10 protein-coding genes and 2 pseudogenes are annotated in these 14,199 nt (G+C 37.3%); 5 read left to right on the top strand and 7 right to left on the bottom strand.

Translation table 11 applies throughout. The annotated features are described in order from the left end of the window. Nucleotides 1-131 precede the first annotated feature (131 nt). Together MSG95_RS08010 and gltS are read right to left on the bottom strand one after the other, a co-directional pair. Nucleotides 132-1,967 carry a monovalent cation:proton antiporter-2 (CPA2) family protein gene (locus tag MSG95_RS08010; protein WP_049065650.1) on the bottom strand — a complete coding sequence of 612 codons (1,836 nt, stop codon included), beginning with the start codon at nucleotides 1,965-1,967 and terminating at the stop codon, nucleotides 132-134. A gap of 114 nt (nucleotides 1,968-2,081) precedes the next feature. Beyond that, complete coding sequence (gene gltS / locus MSG95_RS08005) at nucleotides 2,082-3,317, bottom strand: sodium/glutamate symporter (RefSeq protein WP_077165294.1); 1,236 nt, start codon at nucleotides 3,315-3,317, stop codon at nucleotides 2,082-2,084. 360 nt (nucleotides 3,318-3,677) lie between these two features. Here gltS and MSG95_RS08000 point away from each other — a divergent pair, with 360 nt between their 5' ends. Next, entirely contained in the window at nucleotides 3,678-4,829 is a 1,152-nt protein-coding gene (locus tag MSG95_RS08000; RefSeq protein WP_077165293.1) for an alpha/beta fold hydrolase, read from the top strand. Nucleotides 4,830-5,545: 716 nt separating this feature from the next. Beyond that, on the top strand, nucleotides 5,546-5,872 hold the full coding sequence (locus MSG95_RS07995) for a hypothetical protein (RefSeq protein ID WP_134261860.1): 327 nt from the start codon (nucleotides 5,546-5,548) through the stop codon (nucleotides 5,870-5,872). Here the strand turns inward: MSG95_RS07995 and MSG95_RS07990 are convergent. Both MSG95_RS07990 and MSG95_RS07985 read right to left on the bottom strand, forming a co-directional pair. Next, nucleotides 5,869-6,339: an AnBLUF65 family BLUF photoreceptors gene (locus tag MSG95_RS07990; RefSeq protein WP_004700647.1), complete on the bottom strand. Its 471-nt coding sequence runs from the start codon at nucleotides 6,337-6,339 to the stop codon at nucleotides 5,869-5,871. The genes MSG95_RS07995 and MSG95_RS07990 overlap by 4 nt on opposite strands. A 390-nt stretch (nucleotides 6,340-6,729) precedes the next feature. Next, a pseudogene (locus MSG95_RS07985) lies at nucleotides 6,730-6,864 on the bottom strand (glycosyltransferase family 2 protein); the annotation flags it as partial. Here MSG95_RS07985 and MSG95_RS07980 point away from each other — a divergent pair. Continuing rightward, nucleotides 6,859-6,951: pseudogene (locus MSG95_RS07980) on the top strand (DUF2171 domain-containing protein); the annotation flags it as partial. The pseudogenes MSG95_RS07985 and MSG95_RS07980 overlap by 6 nt on opposite strands. Nucleotides 6,952-7,051: 100 nt before the next feature. On the opposite strand, the gene MSG95_RS07975 reads toward MSG95_RS07980, so the two are convergent. The 3 genes from MSG95_RS07975 to MSG95_RS07965 all read right to left on the bottom strand — a co-directional run bounded on the left by MSG95_RS07975 (nucleotide 7,052) and on the right by MSG95_RS07965 (nucleotide 11,612). Then, nucleotides 7,052-8,449, bottom strand: coding sequence for an amino acid permease (locus MSG95_RS07975; RefSeq protein WP_077165292.1), 1,398 nt, complete (start codon nucleotides 8,447-8,449; stop codon nucleotides 7,052-7,054). Between the two features lie 102 nt (nucleotides 8,450-8,551). Then, a complete protein-coding gene (locus MSG95_RS07970; protein ID WP_077165291.1) occupies nucleotides 8,552-10,120 on the bottom strand; it encodes a CoA-acylating methylmalonate-semialdehyde dehydrogenase in 1,569 nt (522 codons plus the stop codon). Between the two features lie 109 nt (nucleotides 10,121-10,229). Next, nucleotides 10,230-11,612, bottom strand: coding sequence for an aspartate aminotransferase family protein (locus MSG95_RS07965; protein WP_151819638.1), 1,383 nt, complete (start codon nucleotides 11,610-11,612; stop codon nucleotides 10,230-10,232). Nucleotides 11,613-11,709: 97 nt separating this feature from the next. On the opposite strand from MSG95_RS07965, the gene MSG95_RS07960 reads away from it, so the two are divergent. Next, a complete protein-coding gene (locus MSG95_RS07960; protein ID WP_077165289.1) occupies nucleotides 11,710-12,627 on the top strand; it encodes a LysR family transcriptional regulator in 918 nt (305 codons plus the stop codon). A 245-nt stretch (nucleotides 12,628-12,872) separates the two neighbouring features. Continuing rightward, complete coding sequence (locus MSG95_RS07955) at nucleotides 12,873-14,030, top strand: hypothetical protein (protein WP_077162943.1); 1,158 nt, start codon at nucleotides 12,873-12,875, stop codon at nucleotides 14,028-14,030. Nucleotides 14,031-14,199 lie beyond the last annotated feature (169 nt).

Here is a 14,199-nt window from a genome sequence, read left to right as displayed (position 1 = left end):
GATTAACCAACTCACTTCATTAAATGACGGTTTGATTGGTAAACCCAGAAAATTTAGCAGTTAGCTACTCTTTCCTCTAGAAAAGCCTCAGTAAAAGTACTTCTAAGAAGACTTATTACTGAGGCTTATCATTAATCAATACTCTCATTCTCTGAGACATTATCTTTATTTAAAATCTGTCCTTCTCGTTTTGGTCGAATCAATGGTGCAGTTGGTCTAGGGTGATGAGTATGGGTGTATTGCATGCCCACTCCCGCATTTACATCATCTGCTGCAATTTCAGTTTCAAAACGCTCATTATCCAAATCTCGAATTTCTTCGGTAATTCTTTCTACTTCATCTTCATCTACACCAAGCTCTTGCAAAATAACGCCACCAAACTTAATTGCAGACTCGAACGTTTCACGGATCATAAAGTCCACTTTTTGTTTGACTAAATGCAATGAATGCTCACGGTCATATGAGCGTACTAATAATTTCGCCAAAGGAAATTCGTGGGTCACGAGTTCTACGATTCTATTGGTCGTGTCCTTACTATCTACACAAACCACTATCGCTTGTGCAGTTGCAGCGCCAGAAGCATGTAAAATATCGAGGCGGCAACCATCGCCATAATAAATTTTAAAACCAAACTTTTCGGCGTTTCGAATCATGTCAGTATTATTATCAATAATGGTGACATCTACGCCTCTTGCCAAAAGTAATTGACTAGTTACCTGCCCAAAGCGCCCGAAACCAATCATTAAAACACTACCGCTTAGTCCATCCGCAATATTAATGTTTTCCAATGAAACTTTTTCTTTAGCTTGAGTAAACCGTTTAAAAATAATACCCACTATTGGAGTCAATACCATTGAAAGTACAACAATAGCAGTAAGATTAGATTTAACGGTACTATCAATAACCTGAGCACTTAATGCAGCAGAGAAAAGTACAAAAGCAAACTCGCCACCTTGTGCCATAAGTAAAGCGCGATCTAAGGCTTCAGTATGAGGGCTTTTCGTTAATCGAGCGACTATATAAATCATGAGTGCTTTAGCAAACATCAGGGCAATTACACCACTCACAATGAGCTGCCAGTTTTGAGCAACTACGGATAAGTCCAGTGACATACCAACCCCAAGGAAAAACAGACCCAGTAAAATTCCTCGGAATGGTTCAATATCGGCTTCAATTTGATGTCTAAATGTAGATTCAGATAGAAGCACACCCGCTAAGAAAGCGCCCATCGCCATTGTCAAACCACTGACTTGCATGAGCAATGCGGCACCCAACACAACCAATAATGCAGCGGCTGTCATGACTTCTCGGGCTTTTGCAGCAGCCAATAGTCTAAATAATGGATTAAGTAACCAATAGCCTGCCGCAATAAGTCCCGCAATTGCTAACAAACCAATTCCAATGTTTTCTAAACGTGCCGATGTACTTTCGACAACATGATTTGGTGCCATAAAAGCAACAATAGCCAGCAATGGCACAATCAATAAATCTTCAAATAATAATATGGCTACAATTTTTTGACCGCGTGGTTGCGTCAAGTCACCTCGATCGCCGAGTAACTGCATGACTATGGCAGTCGACGTTAATACAAACCCTGCTGCACCAATAAATGCCACTTGCCACGTAAAACCAAATAATAGTCCTACCCCAGTCAAAGCCAGTGCACAAATGATGATCTGTAGCGTACCAAGACCAAAAATTTCACGCCTTAAGCTCCATAAATGTGATGGCTGCATTTCCAAGCCAATCACAAAGAGGTACATCACAATTCCCAATTCGGCAATATGCAAAATTGCAGTGGAATCTTGAAAAAAAGCAAAACCAAATGGACCAATAATCAGGCCTGCAATTAAATAGCCTAGTACCGAACCCAAACCAATACGTTTGAAAATAGGAACTGCGATTACAGCCGCTGCCAATAAAACCACTGGGGCAACCAGACTCATTGAATGTGCTTCTTCGCTCATACATTTCTCATTTTATTTATTTGCAATTCATTCTATGTGAAAAAGAGGTTGAGGGGCGATGCTTCGTGATGAGAAAACGTACCCATAAAAAAAGCCCTTACGGGCTTTTTCTAATTAAGCAATAAATTTCAACATAAGCTGAATCACTGTTGCATTAATTAAGTCGACAAAGAAAGCACCACATAGTGGAACAATCAAAAATGCTTTATGCGAAGGACCATACATGTTAGTAATAGCTTGCATGTTGGCAACAGCAGTTGGCGTTGCACCCATACCAAAACCACAATGACCTGCTGCCAAAACTGCCGCATCATAGTTTTTACCCATTACTCGGAAAGTCACGAAAGCTGCATATAAAGCCATGGTCAGTGTTTGCGCACCTAAAATAACCACAAGCGGACCAGCTAAGTCGGCAAGTTGCCAAAGCTTTAATGAAAGCAAAGCCATTGCTAAATAAAGAGATAAAGAAGCATTACCAAAAACATCAATCGCACGGTCGAAAATATCAATTTTCAACACGCTTTCTAAAATGTTTCTTAAAATTACACCGCCACCGAGCGCCCAAACGAAGGTTGGCAACTCAAACCATGTTCCCTTACTAAAGCCTGTCATAAATTCAGCAAACGCTAAACAGGCTGCAAACATACCCAATGTAGTAATTGCATTATCGGCTGTAATTAAACGAACTTGATGCGGATTTTCAAACGGAGCGAGATCATCCGAATTTTGTTCAACATGCGTATCACGATTTTGAATTTCCGCATTGGTTTTTGCTTGAGCTAAGCCATAACGATTAATCAGCAATTTAGCTAATGGACCACCAATCACACCACCAATGATCAAACCAAAAGTAGCGCTCGCCATACCTAGCGCTAATGCACCCTGTATACCATGCTGAGTTTCTAAAATTTCACCCCATGCACCTGCTGTACCATGACCACCCGTTAAAGTAATTGAGCCGGCAATCAAACCAATAAGTGGGTCTAAACCCAACAAGGTGGCGAGGCTCATACCAACCGCATCTTGCACAACAATAAATGAAGCGACACATATTAAGAAGATAACTAAAGCAGTACCGCCCTCTTTAAGCTTCATAAAATTGGCACTTAAACCAATTGAAGCAAAGAACACGAGCATAAAGCTGGTTTGCAACTCACTGCTAAAAACAACGCTATATCCCCACAATGTGTGGACAAGTAAAGACACTACAGCAGCAACCAAACCACCAGCTACAGGTTCGGGGATATTGTAACGTTTTAAAAAATCAATCCGATTGACAAGAAAGCGGCCCAACAGTAGAACGATGACCGCCGAAATTAGTGTATAAAAACCATTAAAAACAAATTCCATATATACTACTTTCTAATTACATTTCTAATCGATTGTAAAATAATTATATTTTATTTTTTCATATGTAAAAAAAACACAAATAAACTTTACAAAATTACCCTAGCAATGTGTTTTTCACTATTCTTAAAAATAGCTTAAAATTTTTAATAATTTATAAAAATTTATCTAAAAATTATTATTAATTTATTAATATCAAAAACTTATATTAAAAAATTCATATTTTTATAGTATTTGTGACTTGATATCTTAAGCAAAAAATACTGTCTTTTAAGTCACTGAACTCCCCTATTTTTATCGTTAATATGCCTCAAAACCAGCTCGTTATTGCTCTGGGCAACATCTTTACAGGTTTTATATTCAATGAATTTATTGCTTAAAGTTAGTCAAAATGTGCCGCAGGTGCAATCGCTTAAAACATCTCTTAAAAAACATGCTGGTCAGAAACTACCGCACATGCTAGCCAATGCATCAGATCTGTTCTTTAGAGGTCAGCAAATTGCCTTGTCAGGAAAAACGCCTTTTGATGTGATTTATAAGCATGAAATTATGAGCTTACGTCACTATAGAAATGAGGCTGAAGTTCCTACGCATAAACACCGCGTACCCTTAGTGATTGTTCCGCCATTGGCAGTCAACATGCTCATTTACGATTTATTCCCTACACGCAGCCTTATACGTTACTTTTTAGCTCAAGGATTTGATGTTTATTTAATAGACTGGGGCGTACCAACACTACATCAGGCAAAATATAATTTCGGTACTTATGTAAAAGTTTTTATGCCTGAACTGTTAAAGCAAGTCCGTGCACATAGTGGACAACAGCAGCTTTCATTACATGGCTGGAGTTTGGGCGGTGCACTTTCACTCTGCTATACCGCGTTATTTAAAGATAAAGATATTAAAAATCTGATTATTCTTGCTTCACCGATCGACACTCACAAAGCAGGCTATATGGGCAAACTCTATGGAAGCCTAACCAAACCTGCCGAATGGGTTCGCAAACACACACCTTTTCGTATTCGCCAACATGTACCAAGTAAAGTGTTCCATATACATGGCTGGCAAAACACTCTAGGTTTTAAATTAACTGACCCGATTGGCAACTTAAAAACCTATTGGCAACTTTTTAAAAATTTAGATAACCGAGAATTTATAGTAGACCACGCCACCTCTAGTTCATTTATAGATAACATGCTGGCTTATCCAGGCGGCGTTATGCGAGACATTATTCTTCGTTTCTGGATAGATAATGAACTCTCAACGGGCGTAGTTAAATTTGGTGAACTCACTGCCAATCTTAAAGATATTGAATGCTCTGTGTTAGCTGTGGGTGGTAGTACCGATATTATTGTGACCAGTGATGCTGTGAAGCCACTTATGGATTTAATTAGCAGCCAAGATAAAACTTTTAAAGTTGTCTCAGGTGGTCATATGGGTATAGTTTCCGGCAGCCAAGCACCTACTTCTGTTTGGCCAGAAATAAATAGCTGGTTAGCTACACGTTCAAGTTAATTTACCCGTACATCAACACCAGTGTAGCCAATCAAACCTACACTGGTGAATATCAAATTTTGCAAAATTATTCTTTTTAATCACATTTATATTTCAATATATTTTATTCCAAAATTTTAAACCACCTTTATATTTTAAATATATAAATCTACAACAAGATAATATTACTTAGTGTCAAAGAATTATCACAAACACAAAAATCATAAAATTTATTTATAAAAAGTTTATTTTAAAAATAAAATATTTTATCAAACGTTAAAAAATAATTAATCAAAAAACCACACAGCAAGTTAATGCTTTTCTTTCAGAATGATTACCTTCTTAAAGGGGATGTTACTTTTTGTTATTTTTGTAAAGCTTACATCAATAAAATTTTGAAATAAATATTTGAAAAAAAAGTATTTTAAAAAATTAAGCTTTGTAAAATTTGATCATTATTTAAACAAATGTAGGCAATGTCTCACAAACATGTAAGCTAAAGCTTACAACACAACCGATTGTTTTTCCTATAATTAATTTCAGTACATATAAGCACTCTTTACTATTAAATAGAAAGCTGAATATTAATAAAGAGATCTGGAGAAAATGATAAAGTCATCTTTATTAATATAAAAACTCTCAACAATAGAAAAAGAATCTCAAAAATTAATATGTACTATCTTTCCTCTGGAAACAGAGGAAAGATACCTTTTAATTCTTTAGATAGGATATAGAAAATGTTTATCGCAAAAAATATATTTGTATATTTACTATCAATGTTGGCTTTATGCTTAATGATTATTCTTTTTAACTATCTAGGAATGAATGAAACCTTAAACCTACTCATTTCTTCGGCTCTGTTTGGAATATTTATTACGTGGTATTACAAAGGTAGCGGTCTATGTATTGCTCTATTTAGTTTTTTCTATTGGGCAATGTTTGTGATTAGTCAAAGTTTAGAAGTGATATGGATGCTCGCGACTTCGGTTATTGTTTATCTCGTAATGACGAAACTAGTACCTAAGCTCAAGAACATTCATATCGGTGTCGCATCTAATAGTTAAAATGGGTTTACTCCCCGATTGACCATTCCAACTTTCTTATCTGTATTAACCTTAGTTTGCTCTGCAACTAACAATTCATTTAAAAAGTTTTTAAGATTTTGTTGATCTAGCGAAATTGGGTTAAAGGTATTTTCTCCCATCTTAAGAAAGAAAGCCTCAATATTTGTATTACGTTGTACATATTTCATTGACCAACGTTGAAAAGCGTTTTGGTCGATGGAATATGTGCATAACCATTTAACATTGTAGTGTCTTTCATCTTTTTGGATCTTTTCAAATAATTGCTCTACCACCTCTTGTTCGCCTTCTAAACATTGAAAAAATGCATTATCGGCATAATAAAGTACCCCACAAATCTCGTTTAAATCATTGAAATCACGAGCTTCAGTCAGGATATCACGCAAATCTTGTAGCAAATCTTCATTTTTTTCGTTTCGTTGGCTGGCATAACACAGTCGAACGTTCATAAGACTTCCGTGAAATATAAAATTTCATTAGTAATTGAATTTTCAAATTAACACACCTTTCTTAGAATTACTTTATATTTCTTTCTTATAAAAATCATAACTTTAGGTATTTTTATAAAAAGCCCAAATTTCGTTCAAACTCCCAAGACTAAAAAATGTATTAAATCCCTAGTACTAGATTTTTTGTTTTTCGTGCTAAATATAGAGTACGGTTGTTGAGTTGTTTGAACATTACAGGTCGCAGTTTAGTTATTTTTTAATAAAAAAAACCACATCGGGTGATGTGGCAAAAGATGTAACGCAATGAACACTAAAACAATCGGTGTAACAGAGGATATATATTAAGAATAAAAAGCAATTATTAAAATAAACTTAATAAAATTACAATAATTAAATATTTTCTAAAAAATTTGATAAACCTTGAGGTGCTCTGCCTTCCAAGCGACTGCTGATTGTTACACGCACTAAATTACTCCAAGTAATATTGCAGCAATGTCTGGTCAGTTTTTCGATAAATAGATTATCTGTGATCACATATGTGACACCAAAGTAGGAACTGTCGATCATCTAGAAAGTAAAAACCAGTTAAAACTTACTCGTGATGAAAATGATTAACATCATCTTATTTCTACTTCTTGGATTGGTAAGGTAAAAAGCTCCTTTTTCATTAAGGAGCTTTTTATTTATAGCATTAAAATTTTATTTAATATTTTTATGAATTACTCTGATTTATGGCAACCGAGCTAGTTACTTTACGCTTTCGGGTCACAACCAATCCGCAAACCACCACAGCCAAAGTCACACCTAAAGATAAAGTTGTTTCATAACTATATGCAGGTGATAAGAACATATAAGCGAGCACACTTAAAATAATGATAATCACAAACCAAGTCAGCCATGGAAATAACCACATTTTAAATGGAACTTCCGCTCCAACTGCCTCTAGCTTATGTCTTAAACGTAACTGTGAGAACGCAATAACTAAGTACACCAGCAACGCAATTGACCCTGTACTTGAGAGCAATAAGCTAAATACTTTTCCTGGAAATACATAGTTAATAACACAGCACACTAAACCAATAAATGTTGAGGAAAACACCGCAATTGCTGGTACACCCGCATAATTCACTTTAGTGACTGCCTGCGGTGCTTCATTGCGTGTTCCTAAGCGGAATAACATACGAGAAGATGTATAAATTGCAGCATTCATACAGCTTGCTACGGCGATAAACACAACCGTATCAATAATAAGTTTAGTACCCGGTACGTTTAAGCTCATTAAAACGTATTGGAATGTCCCGTACTTCTGTAAGTCCGGTGAACGCCAATCGACAAGTGAAACGGCAATAAACATTGAGACCACAAAGAAAAGAATAATACGGTACAGCACCAAATTGGTGGCACGTCTAATTTTCTGTTTAGGGTTGGATGACTCGGCTGCGGCAATCGAGACAATTTCTACCCCAAAAAATGAAAACGCCGTAATTAAGATAGCAGATAAAATGCCTCCCATACCGTGCGGCATAAAACCAGCGTTGTTGTATAAATTGGCAACGCCGCTAACATTTTTAGCTAAAGGCCAAACACCTGAAATTGCCAAAATACCAATAATAATGAAGCCAATAATGGCAACGACTTTGACTAAGGAAAACCAGAATTCAAACTCACCAAAACTTTTGGTACTAAAAAAGTTGGCTAAGCTTAAGAACACAATAAAGCAAAATGCATAAATAGAAACTGAAACACCCGGAAACCACGAATGTAAAATTTCAGCCCCTGCGATGGCTTCTACCGGAATCGCAAGCACCCAAAACCACCAATATAACCAACCAATCGTAAACCCTGCCCACGGGCCAATTGCTTTACGGGCATAGGTAGAAAATGAACCAGTGTCTGGCTCTAAAACGGCCATTTCACCTAACATGCGCATCACCAGAAATACCATGATGCTGGTAATCAGGTATGCAAGAATGACTGCAGGGCCTGCTTTGGCAATTGCCGAAGATGAACCGACAAATAAACCTGCGCCAATAACACCGCCAATACTAATCATTGTGATATGGCGATTTGAAAGTCCTTCGCCTAATTTTTTTGTTGTATCATTATTCATATTTCATTCCTTAAAAATATATCCATCAAAACAATCTATTACATGTCAAAACCCTACTTTCATGAAAAAAGGGAAAACTGCTGTTTTCCCTGATAGTAAAAATTAATTTAAAGTTGGCATTGAGAACTGCTTTGCTTCACGGACTTGAGCCGATGGCCAGCGCTGTGTAATGGTTTTACGGCGTGTGTAAAAACGGACACCGTCTGGACCATATGCATGTAAGTCACCAAACAACGAACGTTTCCAACCACCAAAGCTATGGTAAGCCACAGGTACAGGTAAAGGCACATTAATACCGACCATACCCACTTGAATGTGACTGCTAAAATAGCGCGCGGCTTCCCCATCACGGGTATAGATACAAGTACCGTTGCCATATTCGTGGTCATTAATGAGCTGCATGGCTTCTTGCATACTATTCACACGCATAACTTGCAGTACAGGACCAAAAATCTCTTGCTGGTAACTGGTCATGTTTGGAGTGACTTGATCAATTAAAGTCGGCCCAACAAAGAAACCTTTTTCATAGCCTGCCGGTTTTGCATCACGGCCATCTACCACAATTTTTGCGCCTTGCTGCTCTGCACTTTGTATATAAGCCTGCACTTTGTCTTTATGTGCTTGGGTAATCAGTGGCCCAAAGTCATTGCTTGCATCTGCATAGTTACCGAACTTCAATTTTTTCATTTCTTGAGTCAGCTTATCAATTACGACATCGGCAACTTCATCGCCAATAGCAACCGCAACCGACAGTGCCATACAACGTTCGCCCGAAGAGCCAAAAGCTGCGCCTAGTAATGAAGTCACCACGTTATCAATATCGGCGTCAGGCATGATAATCGCGTGGTTTTTTGCACCGCCTAATGCTTGGCAACGTTTACCTGTTGAAGTCGCTGTACGGTAAATATATTCAGCAATTGGAGTCGAACCTACAAAGCTGACTGCCTGAATACGTGGATGGTGCAATAAGGCATCTACCGCCTCTTTGTCACCATTCACCACATTAAACACGCCGTCAGGTAAACCCGCTTGTTTTAATAGTTCTGCAAGGTATAAAACCACAGAAGGCGCTTTTTCAGACGGCTTTAAAATAAAGCAGTTTCCGCAGACTAGTGCCATTGGGAACATCCACAACGCCACCATAGCTGGGAAGTTAAACGGTGTAATACCAGCTACAACACCTAACGGTTGGAACTCGCTCCATGAGTCGATATCTGGGCCGACATTTTTTGAAAACTCCCCTTTTAAAAGCTCTGGTGCGCCGCAAGCATATTCAACGTTTTCTATACCACGTTGCAATTCACCTTGAGCATCATGAGAAATCTTACCGTGCTCTTGTCCAATCAAAGCGCAAATCTTTTCGGCATTTTGTTCTAATAATTGTTTGAACTTGAACATGACACGCGCACGTTTAATAACTGGTGTATCACGCCATGCAGGAAATGCTTGTTCGGCTACTTGAACTGCTTCATTTACCGTTTGGGCATCTGCAATTTCGACTTCTTTACTAATTTCACCCGTCGCAGGATTGTAAACTGGCTGTTTTCTTGCCGTTTTAGATACAATTCTTCCTTGAATGAAATGCCCTAGCACTTTTTTGGCTTGTTCACTATGCGTACTATTTTCAGTTGAAACTTCTTCATAGCTAAAATCTTCTAGGCCATTTGTCATTGTTGTTACTCCTTACTACAATTAGTTTTCAGATCAAACTGTATTTTTCATTTGGTTTTTTAAAGAGCATCTATTACCGTTATAGATGCCCATAAAATGTCTCTAAGCCTTACTTCACTTGATAAAGCGCATCGCCCACGGCATTCATTAAGCGGTCAATATCTGCCTCAGTGCTGTTAAACATTGGACCGAACTGAAGCGTGTCGCCTCCAAAGCGAACATAGAAACCTTCTTTCCAGAGTTTCATACCGAGTTCAAAGCCTCGAATGGTAGCATCGCCATCACGCGGAGCTAACTGCAAAGCACCAATTAAGCCACAGTTACGTATATCTAAAATGTGCGGTGCGCCTTTTAAACCATGCAGCATTTTTTCAAAACTTGGTGCCAACGCTGCCGATTGAGCTAACAAGTTTTTCTTTTCTAAAACTTCAAGCGCAGCTAAAGCGGCCGCACAAGCAACCGGATGTGCCGAATAGGTATAGCCGTGAGTAAATTCAATGGCATGTTCTGGTAAGTCTTGCTGCATAAACGCAGAGTAAATTTCATGGCTTGCCACCACACCACCTAAAGGAATGGCACCGTTGGTGACTTGTTTCGCAAAGTTCAAAATATCTGGTGTTACCCCAAAATATTCTGCCCCCGTCCATGTTCCTAAACGGCCAAAACCTGTAATCACCTCATCAAAAATTAACAAGATGTCATGCTGATCACAGATCTCTCTTAAACGCTGTAAATAACCCGTTGGCGGCACAATACAACCTGCCGAACCAGAAATAGGCTCCACAATGACGGCTGCAATATTTGAAGCATCGTGTAGCTCAATTAACTTAAGCATTTCATTGGCAAGTTCTACCCCGCCTGTTTCTGCACAGCCTTTGGTAAAAGTTAAATTGGGTTGTAAGGTATGCGGTAAATGGTCTACATCCATAAGCTGCCCAAACATTTTACGGTTGCCGCCAATCCCACCTAAACTTGTTCCAGCAACGTTTACACCATGATAGCCACGGGCACGACCAATCAATTTAGTCTTGCTTGGTTTACCTTTAATGCGCCAATAAGCACGCGCCATTTTGATAGACGTATCTGCCGACTCCGAACCTGAGTTGGTAAAGAAAACGTGTTGTAGTTTTTCAGGCATATGCTGAACAATTTTATCTGCCAGCTTAAAAGACAACGGATGACCGAACTGAAAAGCTGGTGAATAGTCTAGCTGACCTAACTGAGCACTTACCGCTTGTTGAATTTCAGGCAAAGTATGACCAGCACCACACGTCCATAAGCCCGAAAGTGAGTCATAAATTTCACGGCCTGAATCATCAATCAAGTATGACCCTTTTGCACCGACAATCATGCGCGGGTCTTTAGCAAAGTTTCGATTTGCAGAGAAAGGCATCCAGTGTCCCTGATAATTTATGTGCATATTATTATTAGGTTGAACAGCATCCAAAGTATGCTCTGAGTCGCTAAATTTATCCGTATCAAACATAACCATTCCTGTTTATTTTCAAATTATGGTTTGAGTGTACATAGCGAGATAAGTTTGATAAATTCAAATTATCTTGAGTTTAGATTTAAAAAAACAAAACTAAATGAAACCCAAAAAATTAAATCAAGTCACTGATTTTGATATAAAACTTCTCAAAATATTTAAAACAGTTTGCGACTGTCACAGCTTTACATCTGCCGAAAGTATTTTAGGTATTAGCCGCTCTGCAATTAGTTTGCATATGAGTGATTTAGAAAATCGTTTGGGCATTCGACTATGTCAGCGAGGGCGTGCTGGGTTTGCCCTCACCGATGAAGGACGGGAAATTTTAGAATATATTGAAGTACTCACAGCAGCGATTGAAGACTTCCGCTCTAAAGTCAACCAAATGCATAACCGCCTCAAGGGTGAGTTTAATATCGGGATTATTAACAACCTTGTGACTATGCCTAAAGGCTATATCACTAACACCTTGACTCAACTTGCCGAAGAGCATGCCGAAGTTATTATTAATATTAGTATGAGTACTTTGTCAGATATTGAGTGCCGTGTGCTCGATAACCGTTTGCATGCAGGCGTTATTCCCCTTGTGATGCCTTTGTCTGGTTTAGACTATTTCGATTTATATAGTGAAAGTTCATTTTTATATTGCGGCAAAAACCATCCTTTATTTAACCAATGTAGTAGCATCAATTTAAATGAATTAAAAAGATGGCAAGCCATTCTTCCTAATTATGCGATTACATCGGAAGCGGTAAAGCTACATCAACTTTTAGATTGTAAAGCGACAGCAAGTGACCGTGAAGGTATTGCCTTTCTGATTTTAACTGGCAAATTTTTAGGTTTTTTACCCGACCATTATGCAAAAAAATGGGTTGAAGACGGTGTGATGCAACCTGTTTTAAAAGATAAGATGCACTACACTACCCCTATATGCTTGATTACTCATAAGGGTAAGAACCACAATAATATTTTAAAAACATTTGTAAATATGCTTGAGAAAAGAATCAGCAGTAGTTAAAAATATTTATATATAGATGTAAGAATATAGATTATTTATAAATAACAAGCCTTTTTATTTATAAAAACTTCACAATAAAAATTTACAAAATTAAAGCTCCATAGGGGCTTTTTAGGTAAAAATGACTATGCAGTATATTTAAATATATTTAATATTTAACAAATACAACTTAACAGTCTGTTTTTAATAAATAAAAAATATATAATCACGCCCGCAAAGTAAACATAAATACTTAAGGTTTATTCATGAAAAAAATTTCAACTTTAGCAGTTTCTATTTCATTTATTATGTTAACGGGGTGCGGTGGAGGTAGTTCAAGCTCTAATAATACTGAAAATGTATCATCACAAGCTCAGGAACAATCTACTCAAAATGTATCATCGCAAGCTCAAGGGCAATCTACTCAAAATGTAAATAGTCTAAAGTGTGATAGAGGTATTCTCTTAAATTCTACGCTTTCAACCAATACAATTTTTGATGAAACGCTATATTCTTTAAATTATAGATTTAAGGAAATTTCTTCAGGAAATCCTCCAACTTCAATTCCACAACTTTATGCATATGAAATTAAAAGAAATGATCAAATGTTATATGCTTATCCAAAAGCACTTTACAATATAACTGCTGATGAAATTGAAAGTAGTTTGGCTGAAGATATCGTCCAAAGTTATGACCTTAACTCTTTCGGTCTTTTCACTAAAAAGACATACCAAAAGCAAAATAATGGTTGGCCTTTAGGTTATGTCGTTGCATCCCAAGGCTCACAAATTACGACTGCTCAATTTAATGATAGTTGTAGTTTAAATTCAGATAATGTGAGTTACGACTACGAAAAAATTGATGTTTCAGGTAAAAAAATATCTGACATTTTCCCATCAAATATTTTAACAAGTCGACCAGAAAATATAGACTACTTATATATGAGTAATCGCTTTGCTGGAACACTTAAAAATAATCAAACAGCTTTTACGAGCTTATTGAATAGTAATGCGACTTTCCCAAGTGGTTCTTTTGTTTATGTACCGAAGTCTGTTATTTATAACAATACCGAATTTTATTTCTTTGATAGCTCACTCACTAGTTTCAAAACCGTAGCTGAATGGCAACAAGCTCTTTATCCAAAGGCCAACTATAAATTTGATACTGTTGCTGGCTACAATGTGACTTACTCTGTAGACAGTGCAGGAAACGAAATTTATTCGGGTGGTAAAGACCCTGCTATTGAAATGAATGGCAAAATTTACGATGGTGAATGGCAAGTTAAAGGTAATGTTGTTTCTGAAACATACGGTGAACCAGCAATTATGTCGACCACTAACTATGAAACAAAAGGAAAATTTGCTTTATACAATAAAGCGAGTTATGACTTTCTTGTTGCCCAAATCCAAACTTACTATAAGTAAAATTTAAAACCTGTATATCCCAAAGTACCTTGCCCATGTACTTGAGCCTGTAAATTATTTTGTGTAAGTTCCATTTTTTATAAATGATCTTTTAATCGATCATCGAACTGAATCGTAAACCAATTCATTGCTAAACGCCAATTTTGAATTGGCATCGTCCATTTCTTCG

Origin of the sequence: Acinetobacter sp. IK23, from assembly GCF_035615275.1 — a bacterium.
GTDB classification, from domain to species: domain Bacteria; phylum Pseudomonadota; class Gammaproteobacteria; order Pseudomonadales; family Moraxellaceae; genus Acinetobacter; species Acinetobacter seifertii.
This window is presented reverse-complemented; position numbering and strand designations above follow the sequence as displayed.